Origin of the sequence: Nocardioides sp. CPCC 205120, assembly GCF_048654585.1 — a bacterium.
Taxonomy (GTDB): Bacteria; Actinomycetota; Actinomycetes; order Propionibacteriales; family Nocardioidaceae; genus Nocardioides.
Genome location: NZ_JBMCYY010000001.1, coordinates 113,797 through 139,285 on the forward strand (window position 1 = coordinate 113,797; position 25,489 = coordinate 139,285).

Below are 25,489 nucleotides of genomic sequence, written 5' to 3' on the forward strand. Positions count from 1 at the left end.
CTCACCGCAGCCGCGGACGGACGTGCAGACCCACCTCGGGGTCCACCACGACCTCCTGCGCCGCCGGCATGCCGCCCGCGTCGAGCACGGCGTCCAGCGGCACGTTCCGCTTCACCATCGCCAGCGCGATCGGGCCGAGCTCGTGGTGGCGCGCCGACGTGCCGACGAAGCCGACGACCTTGTCGTCGAGCCGCAGCTCGGCGCCCACCGCGGGCAGGACGATCTCCGTGCCGTCGAGGTGCAGCAGGGTCAGGCGCCGCGGCGGACGGCCGAGCGTGTGCACGCGCGCGACTGTCTCCTGGCCGCGGTAGCAGCCCTTGTCGAGGTGCACCGCCGGGCCGATCCACCCCGCCTCGTTGGGGATCGTGCGGTGGTCGGTGTCGAGCCCGAGCCGCGGCTCGCCCCGCTCGATGCGCAGTGCCTCGAAGGCCCACAGGCCGCACGCCGGGCCCGCGGCCGCGGCGTACGTCTCCAGCTGGTCCCGGGGCACGAGCTCGTACGCCGAGTACGGCGCCTCCCCCGCCGACGCCGGTCGCCAGGTCAGCGCCCAGTCGGCGGTGACGTCGGCGACCTCGACGTCGCTCCAGAACTTCATGCGCTCGAGGAAGGTGACGAGGGCGGCGGCCTGACCGGGCTCGGTGTGGGCGAGGAAGGCCTCGCCGTCGTCGTACCCGTAGAAGGCGTGCTCGACGTGGCCCTGCGGGCTCAGCAGCAGCACGCCGGTCCACTCCCGGGGCGCGAGGTCGAGCAGGTGCTGCGTCGTCAGCGAGTGCAGCCAGGTGTGGCGGTCGGGTCCGGCGACCCGCACCACCTCGTGGTGGGAGAGGTCGACGAAGCCCTCGCCGGCGACGAGCGTGCGCTGCTCGGTGATGAAGGAGCCGTAGTGCGCGGCGACCGGCGCGTCCACGCCGTCACCGGCCACGGCCCCGGGGAGCGCGAGGAGCGGGCTGGGCTGGGTCATCGTCGGTCCTTCGATCGTGGGGCGTGGTTTCGAGGGGTTGCCGGAGCAACCCACCTCAACCACCGGGAGGTGGGCACTCCACGCACGTGCCGAAGACCGCCAGGTGGCCCGTGTCGGCCACGAAGCCGTGACGCTCGCGGAGCCGGTCGGTGAGGCCGGCGGCCTCCGTTGCGTCAACCGAGCTGACGCGGCCGCAATTCCGGCAGACGAGGTGGAAGTGCTCGTGGTCGGGGTCGACGGCGTGGAAGGTGGGGGCGCGGTCGCTGAGGTGGGCGTGCCGCACGAGGCCCAGGCCCTCGAGCACCTCGAGGGTGCGGTAGACGGTCGAGAGGTTCACCGCCGAGGACGAGCGCCGCACCTCGGCGAGCACCTCGTCGGGCGTGGCGTGCCGCAGCGTCGTGACCGCCTGGAGGATGAGCTCGCGCTGGGGGGTGAGCCGGTAGCCCTGGGCACGCAGGCGGCTGCGCCAGTCGTCACCGGCGCCCGGCTCGTGGGCGTGCTCCCCCACGGCTCAGACCCGCTGCAGTCGGGCCCAGGTGCGGGGCTGGAGCCCGTGCTCGGTCGTGGAGCGGTCGTAGGCGTAGAGCAGGTCGCCCTCGACGTTGCCGTAGAGCCGCTTGCCGCCGGTGACCTCCTCGGCATCCTCGACCCGACCGACCGCGTCGGTCACGATCTCCATCCGACCCGCGCCGGCCTCGCCGGCCCAGATCTCGACGACGCCGCTCTCGTGGGCGAGCAGCAGCTCGACCTTGCCCTCGGGACGCGCCAGCAGGAAGCCCGTCTCGATGGCGTCGTCGCGCACCTTCTCGCCGTTCGCGTCCACCACCCAGGAGCGCGCCATGTAGTGGAAGAACGGGCGGCCGTCGTGGGTGAAGATGAGCTCCTGGCCGAACTCGTAGGACTCGATCGTCGGGTAGGCGCCGTGGCCGTTGCCCCGCCACGTGCCCAGCATCCAGGCGATCGGCCCGCAGTCGGGGTGCAGGTCCAGCGGCAGCTCGAACGGCATCAGCGCACCCGCGGGGTGCGCAGGAGGCGGACGAGGGTGCGCGACGCGACCGCGGCCAGGGCCAGCGGGGCGCACGCGAGCACGGCGATCAGAACGGCATCCACGTCCGGCAGTCTATCCGCGCCCGCCCGCGCCTAGGCTCGGGCGCATGCGAAGCCTCCGGATCAAGGTCACCTGCGGCGCCGAGGACGCGGAGCGCTGCAACCAGGCGTTCACCGTGGCCGCGGCCGCCGCCGCGGCGGGAGCCGACGTCGGACTCTGGCTCACGGGCGAGGCCGCGTGGTTCGGGCTCCCGGGCCGTGCCGAGGAGTTCACGCTCCCCCACGCCACGGCGCTGGCCGACCTGCGCGACACCGTGCTCGAGCTGGGCCAGGTCACCGTGTGCACCCAGTGCGCCGTACGGCGGGGCATCACCCCCGACGCGGTGCTGCCCGGCGTGCGCGTCGCGGGGGCCGCGACCTTCGCCGAGGAGATCCTGGCCGAGGGCGTGCAGGCGCTCGTGTACTGAGGGCGCGGACACCGACCACCGACCACCGAACGGAAATGCACCGAGGCCCCCGCCGTAGCGGAGGCCTCGGTGTCGAGCGGTGGTGCTGTGCGATCAGGGGCGACCGGTGCGCGTGACCCAGACGTAGAACGAGCGGGTCGTCGGCTGGTAGGCCTCGTCGTACGGGAAGAACGACACGACGACCTGGTAGTTGGCCGGCGTGGGACGGATGCCGAAGTTCGGCGTCCAGATGCGGCGCGTGGTGCCGAAGTAGTCGTACGACGTGGCGCGGACGTCGGCCGTGCCGACGCGACGGACGGTCGTGACGACCTCGCCCTCGACGCGCTGGCCGTTCGAGCCGACGAAGAACACGGTGAGCGGCTTGGCGGCGTTCTGGCGGCCGTACTGGTACGGCGCACCCACGACGATGCGCGAGCCGACGGTGTAGGTGCCCGGGTAGGGCTCCTCCGCCGCGGACGCGGGCGAGACACCGGTGCCGGCGACCAACCCAGCGGTCATGAGGACCGCCGAGAAGACCGCGACGAGAAGCTTCTTCATGAGAACCCCTGACGTTGATCTGGCTTGCGGTGGACGAACCCCTCATCCACCTGTGGAGAACAGTAGGGCACGAATGCCCGCCGCCCCGCCGTTGTGGGAGAAATCCCCTCCTGCAAGGTAAAACTTCGCGCGCGCCACCGGCGCGCCGTCACGTCACGCCGCCGGATCGAGGCCCAGCAGCCGTCGGACCCCCTGCGGGGACAGCGGCGAGCGCCCGACCAGACCACCCAGGTCGCGGGCCCGCTCGACGAGCCGGGCGTTGCTGCCGACGGGCTCGCCGGGCGCCATCGTCAGCGTGTCCTCCATCCCCACCCGCAGGTGCCCGCCCTTCGACAGCGCGGCGAGCGCGACGGGCAGGGCAGTGCGGCCGATCCCCGTCGCCGACCAGGAGGTCACGGCGGCCGGGAGGGCGGCGACCGCGGCGACGAGCGCGTCCGCCGTACCCGGCATGCCGCCCGGCACCCCCATGACGAGGTCGCAGTGCACCCGCCCGCCCACCGGGAGCCCGTGGCGCTCGAGCAGCCGCCCGAGCCTGTGCACGTGGCCGAGGTCGAACAGCTCGAACTCGGGGGCGATGCCGCGCTCGCAGGCGCCCTGGTAGAGCTCCTGCACGAAGGGCCAGGGGTTGAGGAAGACGTCGTCGCCGAAGTCGACCGTGCCGACCGTCAGCGAGCACGAGTCGGGGGCCGCGTCGAGGACGCGGAGGCGGGCGTCGTACCCGTCGTGCACCGACCCGCCGGTCGACAGCTGCACCACGAGGCCGCAGGACTCCCGCAGGGCCGCGACGGTCTCGGCCAGCCGCCCGGGGTCGAGGGTGGGCTCGTGGCGGTCGTCGCGCACGTGGACGTGGATCATCCCGGCCCCCGCGGCCTCGCACTCCTGCGCGGTCGTCACCAGCTCCTCGAGCGTGGTCGGCAGGGCGGGGCAGTCCGCCTTCGCGGTCTCCGCACCGGTCGGGGCGACGGTGAGGAGCAGGGCGGTGGGGTCGTCCGGCATGACGGGCATGCTGCCAGGAGATCCTCCGGTGATCCAGGCCTGTCGCCGGACGCGCTCGCGCCACGCGGCGTGCGATTCAGGCTCCGGCCGCTCCGTTACCTATGGTGGGGCGGTTGGCGTCCCCGAGGTTCCCGGAGTGCGTGCGTGACCGACACCCTGTCCCGGACCGGGGCCTCGCCGGAGGGCGGCTCCTCCCCCAGCCGGGGCGGCCGGCGCGTCAAGGTCGCCACCGGGCCCCGCAAGGACATCCAGGGCCTCCGCGCCGTGGCGGTGCTGCTCGTCGTGGCCGAGCACCTCACCGGCTGGCCGCACGGCGGCTTCATCGGCGTCGACGTCTTCTTCGTGATCTCCGGCTTCCTCATCACCGGCCTGCTGCTGCGGGAGCACGAGCGCACCGGCCGGATCTCGTTCACCTCGTTCTACCGCCGCCGCGCCCGGCGCATCCTGCCCGCCGCCACGCTCGTGCTGGCCGCGACCGCGATCGGCGCCTGGCTCGTCTACCCCGAGACCCGGGCCCGCACCGTCGGCGTCGACGCCATCTGGGCGTTCTTCTTCGCCGGCAACTACCGGTTCGCCTCCGCGGACACGGACTACTTCGCGGCCACCGCCGACGCGTCCCCGCTGCAGCACTTCTGGTCGCTCGCGGTGGAGGAGCAGTTCTACTTCGTCTGGCCGTGGCTCATGCTGCTGGCGCTGACCCTGCTGGCGCGGGCCGGCCGCGGGCACCACTCCCGGCTCCTGGCGGGCGCGATGATGACCGCGATCGTCGTCGGGTCCTTCGCGTGGGGCCTCCACGAGACGCTCGACCGGCCGGCCTGGGCCTACTTCTCGACGCTGGCCCGCGTCTGGGAGCTGGGCCTCGGCGCGCTCCTGGCGATCGCCACGCCCCTGCTCGCGGGGGTGATCGGTCGCCGTACCGGCGCCGTCGTCAGCTGGACCGGCCTCGGGCTCATCGTCGCCGGCGCGTTCCTCGTCAGCGCGGAGCAGGGCTTCCCGGTGCCGTGGGCCGCGCTGCCCGTCGTCGGCAGCGCGCTCGTCATCGCCGGCGGCGTGGGGGGCACCCCGCCGTACCTCGCCCCCCTGACGAACCGCGCGATGACCTACGTGGGCGACCTGTCGTACTCGCTCTACCTGTGGCACTTCCCCGTCATCGTGCTGCTCGCCGCCGCGCTGCCGCCGGAGACGACGCTCTACTACGCCGCCGCCCTGGCCGTCATGTCGATCCTGACGGTGACGAGCTACCACTGCTTCGAGAACCCGATCCACCACTCCTCCTGGCTCGAGCCGCGGTCGCGGCGCAAGGCCCCCGAGGCCCGCCGGTCGTCCCGCGCGGCCCGTGTTCCCGGCTCGCCCGGTCTGCGGGTGCCCGGTGGGCGCCACGTCGTGCTCGGCGTCGCCGGCGTGCTCGCCGCCGTCGCCTGCGTGGGCGTCGCCATCGCCGTCGCGCCGCAGACCCAGGTGCGCGGCGAGGCCGAGCTGCGCGCGATCATCGCCGCCCCCGACGACGGCACCGCGACCGGCGCGTGGCGCAAGGACGTCGCCAGCGCCCTGCTCGCGACCGAGTGGCCGACCCTGACGCCCAGCGTGGACGAGCTGGGGCGCGACGACATCGTCGACCCCTGGAGCGAGGACGGCTGCCTCGCCTTCGAGGACGGCGCCGACCCCGACCCGATCGCCAACGCCCGCCGCTGCGTGTACGGCGACCCCGACGCCGACCGCACCATGGCCGTGCTCGGCGACTCGATCGGCATCTCCTGGGTGCCGGCCATCGAGGAGGCCTTCGGCGACACCTGGCGCATCGAGGTGTGGACCGCCCGGCAGTGCACCGTCGCCGACGTCGAGGTCACCGAGACCGACGGCGGCGCCTACCCCGAGTGCTCCGACTTCCGCCGCGACGCCCGCGACGCCCTGGCCGCCGAGAACCCCGACGTGCTCGTCGTGACGTCCGAGGGCGACCCCCGCCAGGTCGCGGGCGCCGAGGGCACCGACGACGCGTTCGCCCGTCTGGGCGAGGGCCTCGCGACCGCCGCCGAGGAGCTGGCGCCGATCGCGGACCACACCGTCTACCTCCCGCCGCCGCCCCCCGGACTGCCGCTGACCGAGTGCCGCACCGGGACCGCCGTGCCCGCCGACTGCGTGCGGCGCCCGGCGGGCCTGCCCGGCCCCTGGTACGACGCCTTCCGCGCCGCCGCGGAGGACACGGGCGCGGCGTTCGTCGACGTCGTGCCGTGGTTCTGCGTCGGCGGCGTCGGCTGCCCGGGGTTCGTCGACGGCGTGCCGGTACGCGCCGACGCCGCCCACCTCACCGACCCGATGTCGCGCAAGGTCGCGCCGCTCGTGCGGGAGGGCTTCGCCGAGGCGCTGCCCGAGGTCTTCGCGGACTGAGGCGCCCGGCCACGCACCGCTCGGGGCGTGCGCGTCAGGGCGTGCGCGTCAGGGCCAGGTAGACGAGCACGAGGGTCAGGGCGGACAGCAGCGCCAGCAGCGTGTACTGCAGCGCCAACCGGCGGCGGCGGGCCTCGACGGGACTCGGACGGCGGGACATGGGTGCTCCTCGGGGCGGCGCCGAACGGGACTGGCTCGGCTCGGTGACGGGTAGGACGCAGGCGGTGGAGCGCAGAGCTGGTCCGAGATTCGCAGGTCGAGCCGGAACGGCCCAGGGGGACTGGACCGGTGAGGTGGTGAGGCGCGTCACCGCGCGAGCGGCGCGGGCCTCCGCTCGAGGGTGACCTCGCCCAGGCTCGCCCCGCTGACCGCGTCGACGAGCTCGACGAGGGTGCCGGGGATCGTCAGCGGCGGGGAGACGACGGTCGTGCCCGGGCGGACCTCCATCGAGAGGTACGCGCCGTTGCCCGAGTCGACGTGGGCGGCGAGGAGGAGCACCGCGCGCGTGCGGGCGGTGGTGATCGCGAGCGCTCCGTTGCGCACGGACATGGTGAGGTCCGCGGAGGGCGTCGCGGACGGGGCGGGGACCACGGTCAGCGCCGGGGCCGCAGCCGGGGGCGCCTCGGTGAGGAGCGACGTACGCATGACCCGATGTTCCACCGGCCGCAGCGGCACGCGGCGCGCATTGACCGAACCTTGCGCCTAGCCTGAGTGACCTCGCGGCTCGACGCCCGGCGGCGCCCCGAGCACCCCCCGGGAACGCGGACGGGGGAGCCCCGGACGCACGTGGCGTCCCGGGCTCCCCCGTCGGGGTGGAGCGTCAGATGGCGATCTCGACCTCGGCGACGACGCCGGTGCGGGCCACCACGGTGCGGTCGACGGTGTCGGCCTTCGGCGCCAGCGTGCGCAGCGTCCACTGCCCGTCGTTCGCGAAGAACCGGAAGTGGCCGGTGGCCGAGGTCGGGACCTCGGCGGTGAACTCACCGGTGCCGTCGAGCAGGCGCACGTAGGCGTTGCCGACGGGCTCGCCCGCGCGCAGCACCTGGCCCTGGATCACGGCCTCCTTGGCGACGTTGACGCCGTCGAGCGACAGGCCGCCCTCAGTGGCGCCGCACATCTCAGGCGCCCTGCCCGTCGGCCGTGCCGGGCTCGTCGCCCAGGGCGACGGGGACGCCGACGAGGGAGCCGTACTCGGTCCACGAGCCGTCGTAGTTCTTCACGCTCTGGTGGCCCAGGAGCTCCTTGAGCACGAACCAGGTCAGCGAGGAGCGCTCGCCGATGCGGCACAGGGCGATCGTCTCCTTGGAGTCGTCGATGCCCGCGTCGGCGTAGAGCGCCTTGAGCTCGTCGTCCGACTTGAAGGTGCCGTCGTCGTTGCAGTTCTTGCTCCACGGCACGTTGATCGACGTGGGCACGTGGCCGGCGCGCTGCGCCTGCTCCTGCGGGAGGTGCGCGGGGGCCAGCAGGCGCCCGGCGTACTCGTCGGGGCTGCGGACGTCGACGAGGTTCTTGACGCCGATGGCGGCGACGGTCTCGTCGCGGAAAGCGCGGATCGAGCGGTCCTGCTCCTGCGCCGTGTACGACGTGGCGGGGCGCTCGACGACGTCGGCCGTCAGCTCGCGGGAGTCGAGCTCCCACTTCTTGCGGCCGCCGTCCATGAGCTTGACGTCGTTGTGGCCGTAGAGCGTGAAGTACCAGAACGCGTACGCCGCGAACCAGTTGTTGTTGCCGCCGTAGAGCACGACGGTGTCGTCGTTGGAGATGCCCTTGCGGGACAGGAGCTCCTCGAACTGCTGCTTGTTCACGAAGTCGCGGCGGACCTGGTCCTGCAGCTCCGTCGTCCAGTCGAGCTTCACGGCGCCACGGATGTGGCCCTTGTCGTAGGACGAGGTGTCCTCGTCGACCTCGACGAGGACGATCCCGTCGGTGTCCAGGTTGTCCTCGACCCACTGGGTGGTGACGAGAGCGGTCTCGCGGCTCATGTAGGTGACTCCTCTGCGCCTCGGGGCGCGGTTGGGGGCTGGGATGGAAGCTCGGGTGGGACTAGGTGTGTCTCGGGGTGTCTCGGGGTGTCTCGGTGTGTCTCGGGGTGTCTCGGTGTGTCTCGGTGTGTCTCGGGGTGGCGGTCAGGCCCGCGCCGTCGCGCGACGGGCGAGGAGGTAGACCTCGCAGCCGAGGCAGAGGGCGAAGACGGCGTTGAGCAGGGCGGCCACGAGGGCGAGGCCGACGGCGACCTGGGCGACGAGCACGGCGCCGGCCAGCAGCGCGACGAGCCCGACCCCGGTGAAGGCGAGGCCGACGGCCTGCGCGAAGCGGGGCGGCGCCACGTCCTCGAGCTCGGCCGGCGGGGCCAGCCGCGGGCGGACGAGCCCGCGGAACACCCAGGCGTACGGCGTGTGCTGCGGCCCCAGGCCGGCGCCGACGGCGAACACGGCGACCTGGGCGGCGAGCAGCACCACCGCGGCGGTCGAGTCGCCGAGCACCAGCACGAGGGCGAGCACGACGGAGGTCAGGCCGGCGGCGACCTGCGGGCCGCGCGGGTCGATCTGCCGGGGGTCGGGCCGGGCGGGACGCACGGGGGCGGCCACGGTCTGCGGCTCAGGGGGCATGGCGGGAACCTGACGGGTCGGCGGTGGGCGGGGGCTCACGGTGACGCGGTCGGGTGCGCGCGCGGCGCGACGGGGACGGCGTCGGTCAGGTCGGTCGACACAGCGCGGAGCGCACGCGGCAGTGGTCGACTGCGCGTCGCTTCGTCAGCAGGGTCGTGAACACGAGGTCCAATGTAGGCGCGAGCCGGGTGCGGGCCGAACGCGCGAGCCACATCGTGAGACGGCGTTCCGCGATGCGGACGGGCCGGGTCGGCGCCTCACGTCCGCCGACGCACGGGCCCGACGGCCGGAGCGAGCCTCAGGCGGCCGAGGACGCGGCGAGCGCGCTGCCCGCGACGGGGCGCAGCACGACGAACGCGGTGCCCCCCGGGCCGCCGACGAGCACGTGGCTGCCCTCGCGCAGCGGCGTGGCACCCCGCACGGGCGCGCCGTCGACGAATGTGCCGTTCGTAGAGCCGAGGTCACCGATCCACCACGCCCCGCGGGCCAGGTAGACCATCGCGTGGTGGCGCGAGACCCGGTGGTCGCGGAGCCGGACGCGGCAGCCCTGCGCACGACCGACCAGCGCGCCGGAGCGCACCCGGACGAGGTCGCCGCCGCCGGTGACGAGCGCCAGCTCGTCCACGCCGCGGATCACGTCGGTGCGCATCACCGGCGCGGCCGGCGGGGCGGTCGGCGCGTGCACCGGCGGGTGGGCGGGCCGGCCGGCCGGCAGGGGGCCGGGCTGACGGGCGGTGGGACGCGCCGGGGGCGGCGGAGGAGCCACGGGACGCTTCCCGGGACGGGGCGGGAGGGGTACGGCGGCCCGCGGCGCCGCCGGGTGCGCCGGGGTCGGCACGGGGCGCTGCTGGACCGGGCGCTGCTGGACCGGGCCCTGCTGGACGGGACGGTGCGCGACGCTGGTCGGCTGGTGCGGGACCGGTCGCGGCAGCGGGAGCGTGGGCTCGGGCCGCTCGGCGTCCCGGGCGGCGCTGGCGCTGGCGCTGCGGTCGGTGCGCAGCGGCACGGTGGGCACGTCGTCGACGGACACCTCACCTGTCCGCGTCGCGGGCGGGGCCACCGGCGCGGCGTGACGCCCCGGAGCAGGGCGCTGCTCCCCCGCCGTACGGGCCCAGAGCCAGGCCAGGACGGCACCGATGACAGCACCCACCCCGGCGACCACCATGAAGATCACCACTGGACCCACCGCCCCTCGCTCGACCCGCCCACGTATGCCCCGAGACCGGTCGGGTCATGCTACGGCGCGGCGACGGGCGCGGCGAGCGGTTCGCGCAGGGCCGGGCGACCGGGGTCGCGCCACGCCCTACCAAAGGCGGACGTCGCCGCGCCACCCCGCGCCCTAGACTCAGGCCGGCGCCCGTGCGGGCGCGACGCAGCTCGAGGAGGAACGTGGCCGGGATCGATCGCAGCGAGGACATGCTGCGCGTGCGCGAGGTGCTGGCGTCCATCGCCCCGGGCACCGCGCTGCGCGACGGGCTGGAGCGCATCCTGCGCGGCCGGACCGGCGCCCTCATCGTGCTGGGCAACGACGCGGTCGTGGAGTCGATCTCGACGGGCGGCTTCGAGCTCGACGTGCCCTTCAGCGCCACCGGCCTGCGCGAGCTGGCCAAGATGGACGGCGCGGTCATCCTCGACGCCAACGTCAGCCGCATCCAGCGCGCCGCCGTGCACCTGATGCCGGACCACACGATCCCCTCGTTCGAGACCGGCACGCGCCACCGCACCGCCGACCGCGTCGCCAAGCAGACCGGCTTCCCCGTGATCTCGGTGTCGCAGTCGATGCAGATCATCGCGGCGTACGTCGGGTCGACCCGCCACGTGCTGGAGGACTCGGGCCAGATCCTGTCCCGCGCCAACCAGGCCATCGCGACGCTGGAGCGCTACAAGCTGCGCCTCGACGAGGTGGCCACGACGCTGTCCGCGCTCGAGATCGAGGACCTCGTCACGGTGCGCGACGTCGCGGTCGTGGCCCAGCGCCTCGAGATGGTCTCGCGCATCGCGCGGGAGATCGAGGACTACGTGCTCGAGCTCGGCACCGACGGCCGCCTGCTGTCGCTGCAGCTCGAGGAGCTCGTCACCGGCGTCGACGCCGAGCGCGAGCTGGTCGTGCGCGACTACCTGCCCTCGGGGCGCCGCGCGCCGTCCCCGGAGAAGCTGCTCGACCGGCTCGACGGCCTGTCCGCCACCGAGCTCGTCGACCCCGCCCAGGTGGCGCGGGCCCTCGGCCTCGGCACGAGCGAGCACCTCGACGGCGCGGTCGCGCCACGGGGCTACCGGCTGCTGGCCAAGGTGCCCCGCCTGCCCGCCGCGGTGGTCGACCGCCTCGTCGAGCACTTCGGCACGCTGCAGAAGCTGCTGTCGGCCGGCATCGACGACCTGCAGGCCGTCGACGGCGTCGGCGAGCTGCGCGCCCGCAACGTGCGCGAGGGCCTCTCCCGGCTCGCCGAGTCGAGCATCCTCGAGCGCTACGTCTGAGCCTGCCGGCGGCTCGGCCCGTGGTGCGGCTCAGCCCGTCGTGGCGGGTGCGGTCGGCTGCGGCGCGGGCGCCACGGGCGTGGTCGCGGGAGGCGCCGTCGGCGGGATCGTCCGCTCGATGATCTCGGGCTCGGGCGCCACCAGCTCGAACTGCACGTCGGTCGGCTCGCCCGCGAGGGCGGCCGCCTCCACGTGGTAGGAGCCCGGCAGCGACCACTGCATGAGCTCGCAGCCCGGGCCCGAGCGCCACGCGGGCCACTCGACCGTCGCCACCGCGGGCTGCTCCGGGCGGAGCACGGCGTCGTCGACGCGGGCCACGGCGTCCGGGCAGTGCTGGCTGGTCCAGATGCCGTCGTCGCCCGACGTCACCTTCACGACCACCGTGGCCGAGGAGACGTTCCAGAAGCACGCCGGCGACTCGCGGGTCGTGAGGGCCAGGGTGATGGCGACCGGCGACCCGGCGACGGCGCCCTCGACCTGCGGGGTCACGACGACGTCCTCCGGCGCGCAGGGCCCCGTCGGGCTCGCGGGCTGCGTCGTGGTGGGCACGGGGGCCGTGGTGGTCGGGGCCGTCGTGGCGGCGTCGCTCGTCGTCTCCGAGGCCTCGCCCGCGACCTGGGCGGCAGCCTCGCCGGCCGGCTCCTCGTCGCCGCCCCCGCCGAGCAGCCGGGCGATCGCGACGACGAGCAGGGCGGCCACGCCGAGCACCAGCGCGCGGCGTACCCAGTAGACCCGCGCCGGGTGCCGGCGACGGGGACGGGTCGGGGAAGACATGGCGCGAACGGTAGTCAGCGCGGACGCCGCGGCCGGGCAGGCGCACCGTAGGCTCGGGCGACGTGCCCCAGCCCACCCCTCCGGCCCGCGGCTCCCGGGCCGGTGCCCCCGCCGCTGGTGCCCCCGCCGCCGTCGCGCCCGCGGAGCTGGAGGCGCTGCACGCGGCGGTGCTCGGCTGGTACGACGAGTTCGCCCGCGACCTGCCGTGGCGCCGTACCGAGGCGAGCGCCTGGTCCGTCATGGTCTCGGAGTTCATGCTGCAGCAGACGCCCGTCGCCCGGGTGCTGCCGGTGCACGCCGCCTGGCTGGAGGCGTGGCCGACGCCGGCCGACCTGGCCGCGGCGAGCACGGGCGAGGCGGTGCGGGCGTGGGGGCGGCTCGGGTATCCCCGGCGCGCGCTGCGCCTGCACGCCGCGGCCACCGCGATCGTGGAGCGGCACGGCGGCGAGGTGCCCGCGTCGTACGACGACCTGCTGGCCCTGCCCGGGGTCGGTGACTACACGGCGGCGGCGATCGCGTCGTTCGCCCACGCCCGGCGCCACGTCGTGCTCGACACCAACGTGCGGCGCGTGATCGGGCGGGCCGTGGCCGGTGTGGAGCACCCGGCGCGCTCGGTCAACCGCGCCGAGCGCGACCTGGCCGCCTCGCTGCTGCCCGAGGAGGCCCCGGTGGCGGCGACCTGGAACGTCGGGCTCATGGAGCTCGGGGCGCTGGTCTGCACGGCGACGTCGCCCGCCTGCCCCCGCTGCCCGCTCGCCGAGCGGTGCGCGTGGGTGGCGGCCGGGCGGCCGGCGTACGACGGACCGCCCCGCCCCGTGCAGACGTACGCCGGCACCGACCGGCAGTGCCGCGGCCGCCTGCTCGGCGCCGTGCGCGACGCCGACGGTCCCGTGCCGGCCTCGACGCTGGAGGCGCAGTGGGCCGACGCGACCCAGCGCGAGCGGTGCCTGGCGAGCCTCCTGGCCGACGGCCTGCTCGCCCGGGTCGGGCCCACGACGTACGCGCTGCCCTGACGCGGCGCCGTACCCGTGCCGGACGGCCCGGCCCCACGGCCCGGCCCCACGGCCCGGCCCCACGGCCCGGTCCCACCCGCCCGGTAGTCCCTGACGTTTCCGACGCGACACGCCGGTCGGACCGTCGGGAACGTCAGGGACTACGCGGGGGCGTCAGCAGTAGTAGCTGACGCTCGCCGTCTGCAGGTTGCTGATCTTCGTCCAGCCGGCGGTGGTGTCGGTGTAGGGGCCGGCCGGGTAGGAGCTGCCGAAGTTGGTCACGTAGTAGACCGCGCGGCAGCCGGCCTCGACGTAGAACGCGTCGGCGTCGCGGTTGCCGGCGCTCGCCTGGCCGTCGCCGAGGATGGCCTCGTTGCCCCACGGGTCGCCCAGGTTGTAGGTGATGAACATCGGCTGCGGGCCGCTGTTGATGATGAGACCACCGAACGGCGGGACGGCCTCGGCGGGCTCGGCGGGGGTGGCCGCGGTGAAGGCACCGGCGAGGGCGAGGGCGACGGCGCCGCCGGCGGCGAGACGGGTGAGGGTGCGCATGGGGGATCTCCTTCGCAGACGTGACGGACCCGAGAACGGTCCTGCCGGCGGTCGCCGGCACCCACGACGCTGTCGAGGCGGGACGACGAGGGCGTGAACTGCGACCCACGCGCGAATTTCGACGTCACGGCCGAGCGCTCGCCCGGCCCCTCCCCCGGTCCCTGCGCCCCGGTCCGCACCCGCCCGGCACCCACCCCCGGACGCGACAGCGGCCCGTACGCCGGAGCGCACGGGCCGCTGTTGCTCACCGCCCGGCTCTCACCGGGCGGCGGAGGATCAGTCCTCCGGGTTCCGCGGGATGTCGACGGGACCCTCGGTCTCCTCGGTCGGGTCGCCCTTCGTCAGCTCGACGCCGGCCGCCTCGAGGGGCGGCATGTCGGGCATGGCGCCGACCTTCTGCCCCTTGAAGGTGAAGGTCGCCGTCGGGCCCTCGCCCTCGGAGTCGACGAGCACGATCTGACCGGGGCCGACCTCGCCGAAGAGCATCTTCTCGGCCAGGGTGTCCTCGATCTCGCGCTGCACCGTGCGGCGCAGCGGTCGCGCACCCAGCACCGGGTCGAAGCCGCGCTTGGCGAGCAGGTCCTTCGCGGACTGCGTCACCTCCAGCGACATGTCGCGGTCCTTCAGGCGCAGCTCCACCGACGCGATCATGTTGTCGACCATCGAGATGATCTGCTCCTGGTTCAGGGGCGGGAACACGATGATCTCGTCGACGCGGTTGAGGAACTCGGGGCGGAAGTGCTGCTTGAGCTCCTCCGACACCTTGTTCTTCATCCGGTCGTACGAACCCGCGGCGTCACCGGTCTGGGCGAAACCGAGGTTCACGCCCTTCGCGATGTCACGCGTGCCGAGGTTCGTCGTCATGATGATGACGGTGTTCTTGAAGTCGACCACCCGACCCTGGGAATCGGTCAGGCGACCCTCCTCCAGGATCTGCAGCAGCGAGTTGAAGATGTCCGGGTGCGCCTTCTCGACCTCGTCGAAGAGGACCACCGAGAACGGCTTGCGCCGCACCTTCTCCGTGAGCTGGCCACCCTCCTCGTAACCCACGTAACCGGGGGGCGAACCGAAGAGGCGGGAAACGGTGTGCTTCTCGCCGAACTCGCTCATGTCGAGCTGGATGAGCGCGTCCTCGTCACCGAAGAGGAATTCCGCCAGCGTCTTGCTCAGCCACGTCTTACCGACACCCGAGGGACCGGCGAAGATGAACGAGCCACCGGGACGCTTCGGGTCCTTCAGACCGGCACGCGTACGACGGATCGCCCGCGAGAGGGCCTTGACGGCCTCCTCCTGGCCGATGACGCGCTTGTGGAGCTCGTCCTCCATGTTGAGCAGGCGGGTCGACTCCTCCTCGCTCAGCTTCACGATCGGGATGCCCGTCGCGACGGCGAGCACCTCGGCGATCAGCTCCTCGTCGACCTCGGCCACGACGTCCATGTCGCCGGAGCGCCACTGCTTCTCGCGGTCGGCCTTCTTGAGGATGAGCTGCTTCTCCTCGTCGCGGAGCGCGGCGGCGGCCTCGAAGTCCTGACCGTCGATGGCCGCCTCCTTGCGGACGCGCACCTCGGCGATCTTGTCGTCGTACTCCTTGAGGTCGGCGGGCGCCGTCATGCGCTTGATGCGCAGGCGCGAGCCGGCCTCGTCGATGAGGTCGATCGCCTTGTCCGGCAGGAACCGGTCGGAGATGTAGCGGTCGGCCAGTGTGGCCGCGGAGACGAGCGCCTCGTCGGTGATCGTCACGCGGTGGTGCGCCTCGTAGCGGTCCCGCAGGCCCTTGAGCATCTCGATCGTGTGCGCGATCGAGGGCTCGGCCACCTGGATGGGCTGGAACCGGCGCTCGAGCGCGGCGTCCTTCTCCAGGTACTTGCGGTACTCGTCCAGCGTGGTCGCGCCGATCGTCTGCAGCTCGCCGCGCGCCAGCATCGGCTTGAGGATGCTCGCCGCGTCGATCGCGCCCTCGGCGGCGCCGGCCCCGACGAGGGTGTGGATCTCGTCGATGAACAGCACGATGTCGCCGCGCGTGCGGATCTCCTTGAGCACCTTCTTCAGGCGCTCCTCGAAGTCACCGCGGTAGCGCGAGCCCGCGACCAGGGCGCCGAGGTCGAGCGTGTAGATGTGCTTGTCCTTCAGCGTCTCCGGCACGTTGCCCTTGACGATGTCCTGCGCCAGGCCCTCGACGACCGTCGTCTTGCCGACGCCGGGCTCGCCGATGAGGACCGGGTTGTTCTTCGTGCGGCGCGAGAGGATCTGCATGACCCGCTCGATCTCGGACTCGCGGCCGATGACCGGGTCCAGCTTGCCCTCGCGGGCCGCCTGCGTCAGGTTGCGCCCGAACTGGTCGAGGACCAGGGAGGACGACGGGGCCTCGCTGCCGGAGCCGCCCGTGCTGGCCGCGGCGCCGGCGCTCTCCTTGCCCTGGAAGCCGCTGAGCAGCTGGATGACCTGCTGCCGCACGCGGTTGAGGTCGGCGCCCAGCTTCTGCAGCACCTGGGCGGCGACGCCCTCACCCTCGCGGATGAGGCCGAGCAGGATGTGCTCGGTGCCGATGTAGGAGTGACCGAGCTGCAGCGCCTCGCGCAGCGACAGCTCGAGCACCTTCTTGGCTCGGGGGGTGAAGGGGATGTGACCACTGGGGGCCTGCTGGCCCTGGCCGATGATCTCCTCGACCTGGGCGCGGACGGCCTCGAGCGAGATGTCCAGGCTCTCCAGGGCCTTCGCCGCGACACCCTCGCCCTCGTGGATCAGCCCGAGCAGGATGTGCTCGGTGCCGATGTAGTTGTGGGAGAGCATGCGGGCCTCTTCCTGGGCCAGCACGACCACCCGACGGGCTCGGTCAGTGAACCGCTCGAACATGTGCGCCTCGATCCTTCTCGATACCGCGACGCGCCAACGCCGCGGGTGGGCCGGGCGACCCCGTCAGGGGCCGCTCGTACACCGGAGATCAACTCCCGGTCCAGACTACGTGTTCCCCTCCAGACACCCACCGGGGTCTGCTCACAGCGAACAGACCCCGGCGGCGCACGGAGCGTGGAGAGGGCCCGCTCGGCGCGGCGTCAGTGCGCGGCGTCGTACGCCTCGCGGATCTCCGCGGACACGCGACCGCGGTCCGGGACGTCCCAGCCGTTCTCGCGGGCCCACTCGCGGACCTCCTTGGTCGACGGACCGTCGGAGGCCGCCGCGGCGGACGACGAGGACGACGTACGGCGCGTCCTGCGGTTGCCGCCCGACTTGCGGGCGTGGCCGACGTAGCCGGCGAGGGCCTCGCGCAGCGCCTCGGCGTGCTCGTCGTTGAGGTCGATCTCGTACTCGGCACCGTCGAGGCCGAAGGTCACGGTCTGCGTGGCCTCGCTCCCGTCGATGTCGTCGACGAGGACGATGTTCACCTTCTGCGCCATTTCCCACCACTTTCCGGGAGGTCGACCGGAAAACCGGTCGGGAATGAATTGTCCGCTCGATCATGGCAGAAACACCGGCGACATTCAGCACCGGGTCGACTTATCAGCGGTAATGGATTTCGTGATGTCGCCGACGGAGCGGATGTCGACGCCGGAATCGGTCCCGGATATCGACGCGGGAAATCCACGCATCCCCGGACGGAATTGAGTCGGCCGCGAGCCGAATGACGCCCGGCGACCTCAGGACGCGTTGCGGCGGAACACGAGCTCGAGACCGCGCGCGGTGAGCCACGGGTCGTGCCGGTCGATACCGGTGCACTCCTCGCTCACCAGCGGCGCGAGATATCCCGTCGAGACGACCCGCAGGTCCTCGACGCTGGTGCCGATCTCGGCCGCGACCCGGGCCAGCAACCCCTCGACCTGCGCCAGCACGCCGAAGTAGAGGCCGGCCTGGATCGCCTCGACCGTGTTCTTGGCGACGACCGAGCGGGGCCGCACGAGCTCGACGCGCCGCAGCTGCGCCGTACGCCGGTTGAGGGCCTCGGCGGCGACCTCGACGCCGGGGGCGATGAGCCCGCCGACGTACTGCCCCTTCGCGTTGACGACGTCGAGGGTCGTCGCGGTGCCGAAGTCGACGACGACGACCGGCCGGCCGGGCTCCGCGTGGTAGGTCGCGGCCGCGAGGGCGTTGACGATGCGGTCGGCGCCCACCTCGCGCGGGTTGTCGACGAGCACCGGGATGCCCGTCTTCACGCCCGGGCCGACCACGACGTGCGGCACCCGAGGCAGGTGGCGCGCCAGCATCTCGCGCCACTCGTGGAGCACGCCCGGCACGGTCGAGGCGATCGCGACGCCGGTCAGCGACCGGATGCCCTCGGGCAGCGGCCGGGCGGGCCCGCCGTCGGCGAACAGCGAGGTGAGCAGGGCGGCCCACTCGTCCGCCGTACGACGCTCGTCGGTCGCCACCCGCCAGTCGGCCAGCGGCGTCTCGCCGTCGAGCAGGCCCAGCACCGTGCGGGTGTTGCCGATGGCGACGCAGAGCAGCCGCGAGCCGGCGGCGGGCGGGGGCAGCGGGGCGCTCACGTCAGCCCCGCAGGTCCAGGCCCAGGTCGAAGACCGTGACGGAGTGGGTGAGGGCGCCCACGGAGATGTAGTCGACGCCCGTCGCGGCCACCTCGGTGGCCCGGGCGATGGTGAGGCCGCCGGACGCCTCGAGCGTGGCGCGGCCGCCCGTGATCGCGACGGCCTCGGCCATCGTCGCGGTGCTCATGTTGTCCAGCAGCACCCAGTCGCAGCCGACCTCGAGCAGCCGGCGCAGCTCGTCGAGCTCGGTGACCTCGACGACGACCCGCACGTCGGGGTACGCCGCCCGCACCGCCTCGTACGCCGGCACGACCCCGCCCGCGGCGACGACGTGGTTGTCCTTGACCATCGCGACGTCCGAGAGGCTGAACCGGTGGTTGACGCCGCCGCCGCAGCGCACGGCGTACTTCTGCAGCGCGCGCACGCCGGGCAGCGTCTTGCGGGTGTCGAGCACCCGGGCGCGCGTGCCGGCCAGCGCGTCGACCCAGGCGGCGGTCGCGGTGGCGACGCCCGAGAGGTGGCTGGCGTAGTTGAGGGCGACGCGCTCGGCGGTCAGCAGGCCGCGGGTCGGTCCCGCGACGCGCAGCACCAGGTCGCCCGCCGCGACGCGGTCGCCGTCGGGGCGCCGGTCGGTGACCTCGACGTCGTCGCCCATCACGTAGCGGAAGACCAGCTCGGCGAGCGCCAGGCCCGCGACGACCCCCGGCTCCCGTGCGGCCATCTCGGCGACGCCGCGCGCGGTGGCGGAGATGGTGGCGGCGCTCGTGACGTCCTCGCCCGGCAGGTCCTCGTCGATGGCGGCGGCCACGGCGGCGTGCAGCGCGGTGGCGGACAGGCCGGCGGCCTCGATCTCCGCGAGGAGGTCGGCGGGCATCGCGTCGAGCGGGTGGCGCGCGAGCATCAGGGGGTCGTCTCCTCGGTGCGGGTGGGAACGGCGGCGGCGAGCGCCACGTGGCGCACGCCCTCGCGGACGGTGACGTCGAAGTGGCCGGGGAACACCTCGTCGGTCGCCGGGTGGTCCTCGCGCCAGTGCGACCCGCGGGTCTCGGTGCGCAGGGCGGCGGCCGCGGCCAGGGCGTCGGCGACGGTGAGCAGGTTGGTGGTCTCCCAGGCGTCGACGTCGACCCGGTCGGCCGGTACGGCGGCCAGCCCCGCCAGCCGCGCGTGCGCCTCGGCCAGCCCGGTCGCGCTGCGCAGCACGCCGACGCGCTCGGTCATGACCGCCTGCAGCTCGGCGCGCACCTCGCCCGTGACGAGGCCCGCGGGCCGGCGGTCGTCGGCGGGCTCCGCCCAGCCCCGCAGCTCGCCGGGCAGCACGGTGGCGATGCGCCGCGAGAACACGAGGCCCTCGAGCAGCGAGTTCGACGCGAGGCGGTTGGCGCCGTGCACGCCCGAGCAGGCGACCTCGCCGGTGGCGTAGAGGCCCGGCACGCCGGTGCGCCCCCACAGGTCGGTGCGCACGCCGCCGGAGACGTAGTGACAGGCCGGCGCGACGGGGATGAGGTCGGTGGCCGGGTCCACGCCGTACCGCTCGCAGGTGGCGAGGATCGTGGGGAACCGGCGCTCCCAGAACTCCCGCCCCAGGGCGCGGGCGTCGAGCCACACGTGGGGGCGGCCCGTCGCGTGCATGCGGCGCGTGATCGCCTTCGCGACCACGTCGCGCGGCGCCAGGTCGCCCAGCTCGTGCACGCCCTCCATCACGCGGCGCCCGCCCTCCTCGGGCAGACCGTCGACGAGCACCGCGCCCTCGCCGCGCACCGCCTCCGAGATGAGCGGCTGCTGGCCCAGCGCGTCGGCGCCGAGGTAGAGCACCGTGGGGTGGAACTGCACGAACTCCAGGTCGCGCAGCGTGGCGCCCGCGCGCAGGGCCAGCGCCATGCCGTCACCCGTGGTGACCGACGGGTTGGTGGTCTGCTGGAAGACCTGGCCGAGCCCGCCGCTGGCGAGCACGACCGCGCGGCACAGCACCGCGCCGACGCCGTCGCGCTGCCCCTCCCCCAGCACGTGCAGCGTGAGGCCGGCGACGCCGCCGTCGGCGGCGAGCAGCAGGTCGACCGCCAGCGCGTGCTGCACGACCTCGACCTCGGGGTCGCGCTGGACGGCGGCGATGAGCGCCCGCTGGATCTCGGCGCCCGTCGCGTCGCCGCCGGCGTGGGCGATGCGGTCGCGGTGGTGGCCGCCCTCGCGGGTCAGGGACAGCTCGCCGTCGGGGTCGTGGTCGAACTGCGCGCCGAGCGCGATCAGCTCGCGCACCGCCTCGGGCCCCTCGGTGACGAGCACCCGCACCGCCTCGCCGTCGCACGCGCCGGCGCCCGCGACGAGGGTGTCGAGCTCGTGCTCGGCCGGGGTGTCGCCGGGGCCGAGGGCCGCCGCGATCCCGCCCTGGGCCCACTGGGTCGAGCCCGCGTCGAGCACCGTCTTCGTGACCACCAGCACCCGGCCGACGCCGGCCGCGCGCAGCCGCAGGGCCGCGGTCAGCCCGGCGATGCCGGAGCCGACCACGACCACGTCGGCCCGCGTCGTCCAGCCGGGCGCGGGCGCGCTCAGCCGTTGCGGCAGGCGGGTGGTCGGGGTGCTCATGGGGGTGGAGTCTCGCAGCAGCGCGCGGTCAGCGCGCAGCCAGCGTGTCCCCGCGCACCAGGCCCGAGCCCGCCAGCGCCTCGGCCGGGTCGAAGCCCGTGGCGAGGACCTTGTTGTCGGCGTCCACGAAGACGACGTGCGGCTGGAACTCCTTGGCCTCCGCCGTCTCCATCTGGCCGTAGCCGATGAGGATGACGAGGTCGCCGGGCTGCACGAGGCGGGCCGCGGCGCCGTTGATGCCGATCACGCCCGAGCCGCGCTCGCCGGCGATCGTGTAGGTCTCGAGGCGGGCGCCGTTGGTGATGTCGACGATGTGGACCAGCTCGCCGGGCAGCAGGTCGGCGGCGTCGAGGAGGTCCTCGTCCACCGTCACCGAGCCGACGTAGTGCAGGTCGGCCTGCGTCACGGTCGCGCGGTGGATCTTGCTCTTCATCATGGTGCGCAGCATCGGAGGTCTCCTCGGAGCTCGTGGGGGTTCGGGGTGGGGTTCGGGGGTTGCGAGGTTTCCCCGCCTAGGCGGGGAAACATGTGGTTTGCGACCAATGCCTAGGTCGTAGAGCACATGTTTCCCCGGCTAAGCGGGGAAACTTGGGGCTCCTGGGACCCGGAGCTCCAGCGGCAGGTTGTCGATGAGGCGGGTGGCGCCCAGGCGGGCGGCGACGAGCACGCGGCCCTCGCGGGCGTCGGTGCGGGCCGGGTCGACGTCGGCGAGGTCGGCCTCGGTGACGACGAGGTAGTCGACCTCCACCTGCGGGGCCTCCGCGAGCACGGTCGCCGCGGCCTGCCGGGCCGCGTCCACGCCGTACGACGCGTGGTCCCGCGCCGCGGTCAGCGCGCGGGAGAGCACGACGGCGAGGCGGCGCTGCTCGGTGTCGAGGTAGCGGTTGCGCGAGCTCAGCGCCAGGCCGTCGGCCTCGCGGACCGTCTCGGCGCCGACGACCTCGACCGGCAGGCACAGGTCGGCGGCCATGCGGCGCACGAGCGCGAGCTGCTGGTAGTCCTTCTGGCCGAACACGGCGACGTCGGGCTGCACGAGCCCGAACAGCTTGGCGACGACGGTCAGGACGCCGCGGAAGTGCCCGGGGCGGCTCGCGCCCTCGAGCACCGTGGCCAGCGGGCCGGGCTCGACGCTCACCTGCGGGTCGCCGCCCGGGTAGACCTCGTCCACCGCCGGCGCGAAGACGACGTCGACGCCCTCGGCGCCGCACAGCGCCAGGTCGGCGTCGAGGGTGCGCGGGTAGCGGTCGAGGTCCTCGCCCTCCCCGAACTGCAGCGGGTTGACGAAGATCGACACGACGACCGCGCCGTCGGCCCCGACGTGGTCGCGGGCGACCCGCACGAGGCTGGCGTGGCCCTCGTGGAGCGCGCCCATCGTGGGCACGAACGCCACGCGGCCGCCCCGCGCCCGCACCACGGCGAGCTCGTGCTGCAGCGCCGCGCGCGTGGGGGCCAGCGCGGGGGCGGGCACCGCCGAGGACACGGGGGGCCGCACGGTCGTCGTCATCGGGTCACGTCCTCGGTGCTCGTGGGGGTCGCGGCGCCCGCGGGGGTCGCGGCGGAGGGCTCCCCCTCCAGCGCGGCCAGCAGGTGGCCCGCGCGCAGCGGCAGCAGCCGGCCGTCAGTGGCGGCGCGGCCGACGGTGGCGCGGGCCAGCGCGGCGTACGACGCCGACGCCTGCGGCGCGTGGGCCGCGACCTCGGCCACGTGGGTGGCGACGGTGCCGACGTCGCCGCGCACGACGGGGCCGGTGAGGGCGGCGTCGCCGGCACGCAGCGCGTTGTCGAGCGCCGCGGTCAGCAGCGGGCGGAGCACGTCGGCCGGTCCGGCCGCCTCCTCCCCCGCGGCGCCGTCGGTGGCGCCCTCGGCGACGGTGGTGCCCTCGGTGGCCGGCATCGCGGCGGCCAGCATCTCGAGGGCCTCGGCCACGAGGGTGACGAGGTGGTTCGCGCCGTGGGCGAGCGCCGCGTGGTAGAGCGGGCGCCGCTCCTCCGCGACCCGCACGACCCGGCCGCCGAGGTCGGCGACGAGCCGGTCGGCGAGCGTGGACTCCTCGGGGCCGGTGGTCACGCCGTACGCGCACCCGGGCAGGCGCGGCAGGTCGGTCGCCGTACCGGTGAAGGTCATGGCCGGGTGCAGCGCCACCGCCCGGGCGCCGACCGCGACGGCCGGGGCGAGGGCGGCGACGCCGTGGGCGCCGGAGGTGTGCACGACGACCTGGCCCGCGTGCAGCGCCCCGCTCGCGGCGAGCACGCGCACCACGTTGTCGAGCATGTCGTCGGGCACGGTGAGCAGCAGCAGGTCGCAGGCGCGGGCGACGGCGGAGGGCTTCTCCAGGGGTACGCCGGGGAGCAGCGCCGCGGCCCGCTCGCGGGAGGCCGTCGACTCGCCCGAGGCGGCGACGACCGTGTGCCCGGCGTCGGCCAGGGCCGACGCGAGCACGGCACCGACGCGGCCGGTGCCGATGACGCCCACGCGCAGGGCGTGCGGGCGGGGCATGTCTGGCGACATGGTCCGAACCTCTCGTTCCCGTCCCTCCGACCACCCCTCGCGGGGCCGGTGTGGGTACCGGACGTTGTCTCGAACGGTGCGGCCGGACGCCCCGGCCGCTCAGTGCAACGGGAACGTTACGCCCGTGCTTCCCACCGGGGAACGGCCCGGTCGGTGACCTGGCTCACCCGCCGGGCCCTCAGGGCCGGACGTGCACGAGCCGCGTCGGACCGTCGCCGTCGACCAGGACCGACGCCGTCGCCTCCGCGACCGCGTCCAGCGCGACGCCGGCGACGATGTCGCGCGAGCCGTCCGGCACGAGCACGTGCGGGTCGCGGGACCCGGGGCAGCGCAGGGAGCCGTCGAACGGGCGGGTGGCGCGCGTGTGCCCGAACTCGACGGCCACGGCGGTGCCCCCGGGCCCGAGGCTGCGCACCACGTCGCGCCACGCGGCGTCGCGGGCCGTGCCGACCTCGGCGCGGGCGCCGGGCCCGCCGTCGGCGACCGGCCACCACTCCTGGAGCCAACGGCCCACCTGCTGCGGCACGCTGGTCTCGACGAGCCGGGCGCCCAGGCGCTCGCGACCCGTGAGGGGGTCGACGTGCACGATCCGCGGGTAGCCGTCGCGGTCGACCTGCACCACGTGGGTGGGCACGTGGGCCAGCCAGTCCGCGGCGAGCACGGTGCCGCCGTACCCCGCCGGGAGGTCGAACCGGATCGCGGTGGTGGGCAGCACCCCGACGATGTCGGGCGTCAGCACGCCCACCGAGCCCAGCAGCACCAGCTCGTCGGGCCGCTCGGTGGCGACCAGGTCGAGCACCGCGTCGCGCGCCTGGAGCAGCGTCGGCGGGTGGGCGCGCAGGAAGCCGCCGGCCGTGCCGTAGAGCGCCGCGTCCCACGCCTGCTTCCAGGTCGGCTCGGCGGGCGGCGGCAGCGCCGGCATCCCGAGGCTCGTGGGGCTCACGGCGACGACCTCAGGCCGGGTCCGCGGCGTCGTCCGTGGCGTCGTCGACGGGGACGTCCTTGTGCCAGGACTGCGTGAGGTACGACGACGTCCAGCCCATCGAGGTGTAGAGGCCGTCGGCGCCCGTCGGGGAGTCCGCGTCCACCTCCAGCCCGACCCGGTTGCGGCCCCGCAGCGCGGCGTCCGCGATGACGGTGTGGAGCAGGCCCTTGGCCACCCCGCGCCCGCGGGCGTTGGCGAGCACGCCGAGGTAGTCGACGTAGGAGCCGTTGGGCCCGTCGTCGGACTCGCTCTCGGTCGCGACGAGGGCGCCGGCCGGCTCGGGCTCCCCGCCGTCCACGATCTCGGCGAGCCACCAGTGGTCCCACCGGTGGCCCGGGTCCTGCCGCAGGCGGTGCACGAACTCCGCGAACGTCTCCTCGCGGGAGTTGAAGTGGTCGGTGAAGGCGCCCTCGAGCACGTGGTGCACCTTGCGGAGGTCGGCCTCGTCGGGCATGCCCGAGCCCTCGCGGCCCACGGCGCGGAAGACCACGCCGTCCTTCTCCCAGCGCTCCGGGTCGGGCACGAGGCCGGCCTCGGCCTCGGCCACCGGCCGGTTCATCTGCCACCAGGTGCGCACCCGCTCGAAGCCGGCGGCGCTGAGCCACGCGTGCTGGCGGGGGTCGTCGGTGAACGCGCCCGTGTCGATCTGCTGCACCGGCAGGCCGCGCGCGGCACCGACCGCGCGGGCCTGGGCCTCGGCCCAGGTCAGCAGCACCCGGGCGCAGCCGGCGGCGACCACGTGGTCGAGGTCGCGGGCGACGACGTGGAGCAGGAGCATCCGGCCGGCGGCGCGGTCGTGCACGCCGGCCCAGGCCTGGACGACGCCCTCGGGGTCGCGCACGACGGCGTTCTCGCGGGTGCGGGTGCCCAGGTCGGAGATCTCGACCAGCACGCCCTCACGGCTCGCGCCGGCCCAGCCGCGCCCGGCCACCTCGTGGCCGCGCAGCAGCTCGACGAGGCGGTCGACGTCGGCGTCCGACGCGGGGTCGACGCCCGTCACCGACCAGCCGTCGGGCAGGGGCGGGTCCGACGGGAGGAGCTCGTCGGGGTCGCTCTCGAATCGGCTGTCGTCCGGGATCACCCCGGTGATTCTGCCCCACCCCCGGCGGGGGGCGACGGGCAGTGCCGTCCTCCGACCCCGAG

27 protein-coding genes are annotated in these 25,489 nt (G+C 74.5%); 4 read left to right on the forward strand and 23 right to left on the reverse strand.

The window, feature by feature from the left end:
• Position 1: 1 nt before the first annotated feature.
• The 3 genes from ACOACO_RS00575 to ACOACO_RS00585 are packed head-to-tail and all read right to left on the reverse strand — an operon-like array spanning position 2 to position 1,967.
• Positions 2-961 carry a YgfZ/GcvT domain-containing protein gene (locus tag ACOACO_RS00575; protein ID WP_420294318.1) on the reverse strand — a complete coding sequence of 320 codons (960 nt, stop codon included), beginning with the start codon at positions 959-961 and terminating at the stop codon, positions 2-4.
• A gap of 55 nt (positions 962-1,016) precedes the next feature.
• A complete protein-coding gene (locus ACOACO_RS00580) occupies positions 1,017-1,469 on the reverse strand; it encodes a Fur family transcriptional regulator (protein WP_420294319.1) in 453 nt (150 codons plus the stop codon).
• Positions 1,470-1,472: 3 nt separating this feature from the next.
• Entirely contained in the window at positions 1,473-1,967 is a 495-nt protein-coding gene (locus ACOACO_RS00585) for an FABP family protein (RefSeq protein WP_420294320.1), read from the reverse strand.
• A 148-nt stretch (positions 1,968-2,115) separates the two neighbouring features.
• On the opposite strand from ACOACO_RS00585, the gene ACOACO_RS00590 reads away from it, so the two are divergent.
• Positions 2,116-2,475, forward strand: coding sequence for a DsrE family protein (locus ACOACO_RS00590; RefSeq protein WP_420294321.1), 360 nt, complete (start codon positions 2,116-2,118; stop codon positions 2,473-2,475).
• A gap of 93 nt (positions 2,476-2,568) precedes the next feature.
• Here the strand turns inward: ACOACO_RS00590 and ACOACO_RS00595 are convergent, their stop codons facing one another.
• Together ACOACO_RS00595 and ACOACO_RS00600 are read right to left on the reverse strand one after the other, a co-directional pair.
• Complete coding sequence (locus ACOACO_RS00595) at positions 2,569-3,012, reverse strand: hypothetical protein (RefSeq protein ID WP_420294322.1); 444 nt, start codon at positions 3,010-3,012, stop codon at positions 2,569-2,571.
• A 153-nt stretch (positions 3,013-3,165) separates the two neighbouring features.
• Positions 3,166-4,008, reverse strand: coding sequence for a 3-keto-5-aminohexanoate cleavage protein (locus ACOACO_RS00600; protein ID WP_420294323.1), 843 nt, complete (start codon positions 4,006-4,008; stop codon positions 3,166-3,168).
• A gap of 144 nt (positions 4,009-4,152) precedes the next feature.
• On the opposite strand from ACOACO_RS00600, the gene ACOACO_RS00605 reads away from it, so the two are divergent.
• Positions 4,153-6,393, forward strand: a complete 2,241-nt coding sequence (locus ACOACO_RS00605) for an acyltransferase family protein (protein WP_420294324.1) — start codon at positions 4,153-4,155, stop codon at positions 6,391-6,393.
• A gap of 34 nt (positions 6,394-6,427) precedes the next feature.
• Here the strand turns inward: ACOACO_RS00605 and ACOACO_RS00610 are convergent, their stop codons facing one another.
• The 6 genes from ACOACO_RS00610 to ACOACO_RS00635 all read right to left on the reverse strand — a co-directional run bounded on the left by ACOACO_RS00610 (position 6,428) and on the right by ACOACO_RS00635 (position 10,188).
• The gene (locus ACOACO_RS00610; protein ID WP_420294325.1) at positions 6,428-6,553 is read right to left on the reverse strand and encodes a hypothetical protein; all 126 of its coding nucleotides are present in this window, start codon (positions 6,551-6,553) and stop codon (positions 6,428-6,430) included.
• Positions 6,554-6,699: 146 nt separating this feature from the next.
• Positions 6,700-7,038, reverse strand: a complete 339-nt coding sequence (locus ACOACO_RS00615; RefSeq protein ID WP_420294326.1) for a hypothetical protein — start codon at positions 7,036-7,038, stop codon at positions 6,700-6,702.
• Positions 7,039-7,213: 175 nt separating this feature from the next.
• Positions 7,214-7,510: a DUF1416 domain-containing protein gene (locus ACOACO_RS00620; RefSeq protein WP_420294327.1), complete on the reverse strand. Its 297-nt coding sequence runs from the start codon at positions 7,508-7,510 to the stop codon at positions 7,214-7,216.
• A gap of 1 nt (position 7,511) precedes the next feature.
• The gene (locus ACOACO_RS00625) at positions 7,512-8,375 is read right to left on the reverse strand and encodes a sulfurtransferase (RefSeq protein ID WP_420294328.1); all 864 of its coding nucleotides are present in this window, start codon (positions 8,373-8,375) and stop codon (positions 7,512-7,514) included.
• A gap of 144 nt (positions 8,376-8,519) precedes the next feature.
• Positions 8,520-9,002, reverse strand: coding sequence for a DUF4395 domain-containing protein (locus ACOACO_RS00630; RefSeq protein WP_420294329.1), 483 nt, complete (start codon positions 9,000-9,002; stop codon positions 8,520-8,522).
• Between the two features lie 298 nt (positions 9,003-9,300).
• Positions 9,301-10,188, reverse strand: coding sequence for an FHA domain-containing protein (locus ACOACO_RS00635; protein WP_420294330.1), 888 nt, complete (start codon positions 10,186-10,188; stop codon positions 9,301-9,303).
• A 230-nt stretch (positions 10,189-10,418) separates the two neighbouring features.
• On the opposite strand from ACOACO_RS00635, the gene disA reads away from it, so the two are divergent.
• Complete coding sequence (disA, locus tag ACOACO_RS00640) at positions 10,419-11,477, forward strand: DNA integrity scanning diadenylate cyclase DisA (protein ID WP_420296273.1); 1,059 nt, start codon at positions 10,419-10,421, stop codon at positions 11,475-11,477.
• Between the two features lie 30 nt (positions 11,478-11,507).
• Here the strand turns inward: disA and ACOACO_RS00645 are convergent, their stop codons facing one another.
• Positions 11,508-12,251: a hypothetical protein gene (locus ACOACO_RS00645; protein WP_420294331.1), complete on the reverse strand. Its 744-nt coding sequence runs from the start codon at positions 12,249-12,251 to the stop codon at positions 11,508-11,510.
• 146 nt (positions 12,252-12,397) lie between these two features.
• Between ACOACO_RS00645 and ACOACO_RS00650 the strand changes: the two genes are divergently transcribed.
• Positions 12,398-13,264, forward strand: coding sequence for an A/G-specific adenine glycosylase (locus ACOACO_RS00650; protein ID WP_420296274.1), 867 nt, complete (start codon positions 12,398-12,400; stop codon positions 13,262-13,264).
• Positions 13,265-13,417: 153 nt separating this feature from the next.
• On the opposite strand, the gene ACOACO_RS00655 is transcribed toward ACOACO_RS00650, so the two are convergent.
• From ACOACO_RS00655 to ACOACO_RS00705, 11 genes are all read right to left on the reverse strand, one after another.
• The gene (locus ACOACO_RS00655) at positions 13,418-13,795 is read right to left on the reverse strand and encodes a hypothetical protein (RefSeq protein ID WP_420294332.1); all 378 of its coding nucleotides are present in this window, start codon (positions 13,793-13,795) and stop codon (positions 13,418-13,420) included.
• Between the two features lie 276 nt (positions 13,796-14,071).
• The gene (locus ACOACO_RS00660; protein ID WP_420294333.1) at positions 14,072-16,648 is read right to left on the reverse strand and encodes an ATP-dependent Clp protease ATP-binding subunit; all 2,577 of its coding nucleotides are present in this window, start codon (positions 16,646-16,648) and stop codon (positions 14,072-14,074) included.
• Between the two features lie 200 nt (positions 16,649-16,848).
• Positions 16,849-17,190, reverse strand: a complete 342-nt coding sequence (locus ACOACO_RS00665; RefSeq protein WP_420294334.1) for a histone-like nucleoid-structuring protein Lsr2 — start codon at positions 17,188-17,190, stop codon at positions 16,849-16,851.
• Between the two features lie 240 nt (positions 17,191-17,430).
• Positions 17,431-18,273, reverse strand: a complete 843-nt coding sequence (locus ACOACO_RS00670; protein ID WP_420294335.1) for a type III pantothenate kinase — start codon at positions 18,271-18,273, stop codon at positions 17,431-17,433.
• Position 18,274: 1 nt separating this feature from the next.
• Positions 18,275-19,174, reverse strand: coding sequence for a carboxylating nicotinate-nucleotide diphosphorylase (nadC, locus tag ACOACO_RS00675; protein WP_420294336.1), 900 nt, complete (start codon positions 19,172-19,174; stop codon positions 18,275-18,277).
• Positions 19,174-20,853 carry an L-aspartate oxidase gene (locus ACOACO_RS00680; RefSeq protein ID WP_420294337.1) on the reverse strand — a complete coding sequence of 560 codons (1,680 nt, stop codon included), beginning with the start codon at positions 20,851-20,853 and terminating at the stop codon, positions 19,174-19,176. Before ACOACO_RS00680 ends, nadC begins: the two co-directional genes overlap by 1 nt.
• Before the next feature lie 28 nt (positions 20,854-20,881).
• Entirely contained in the window at positions 20,882-21,301 is a 420-nt protein-coding gene (gene panD, locus ACOACO_RS00685; protein WP_420294338.1) for an aspartate 1-decarboxylase, read from the reverse strand.
• A gap of 126 nt (positions 21,302-21,427) precedes the next feature.
• Positions 21,428-22,357 (reverse strand): pantoate--beta-alanine ligase, encoded by a 930-nt coding sequence (gene panC, locus ACOACO_RS00690; RefSeq protein WP_420294339.1) that lies wholly within the window; start codon positions 22,355-22,357, stop codon positions 21,428-21,430.
• The gene (locus tag ACOACO_RS00695) at positions 22,354-23,361 is read right to left on the reverse strand and encodes a Rossmann-like and DUF2520 domain-containing protein (protein ID WP_420294340.1); all 1,008 of its coding nucleotides are present in this window, start codon (positions 23,359-23,361) and stop codon (positions 22,354-22,356) included. Before ACOACO_RS00695 ends, panC begins: the two co-directional genes overlap by 4 nt.
• 178 nt (positions 23,362-23,539) lie before the next feature.
• Positions 23,540-24,304, reverse strand: coding sequence for a hypothetical protein (locus tag ACOACO_RS00700; RefSeq protein WP_420294341.1), 765 nt, complete (start codon positions 24,302-24,304; stop codon positions 23,540-23,542).
• Between the two features lie 10 nt (positions 24,305-24,314).
• A complete protein-coding gene (locus ACOACO_RS00705) occupies positions 24,315-25,427 on the reverse strand; it encodes a GNAT family N-acetyltransferase (protein WP_420294342.1) in 1,113 nt (370 codons plus the stop codon).
• Positions 25,428-25,489 lie beyond the last annotated feature (62 nt).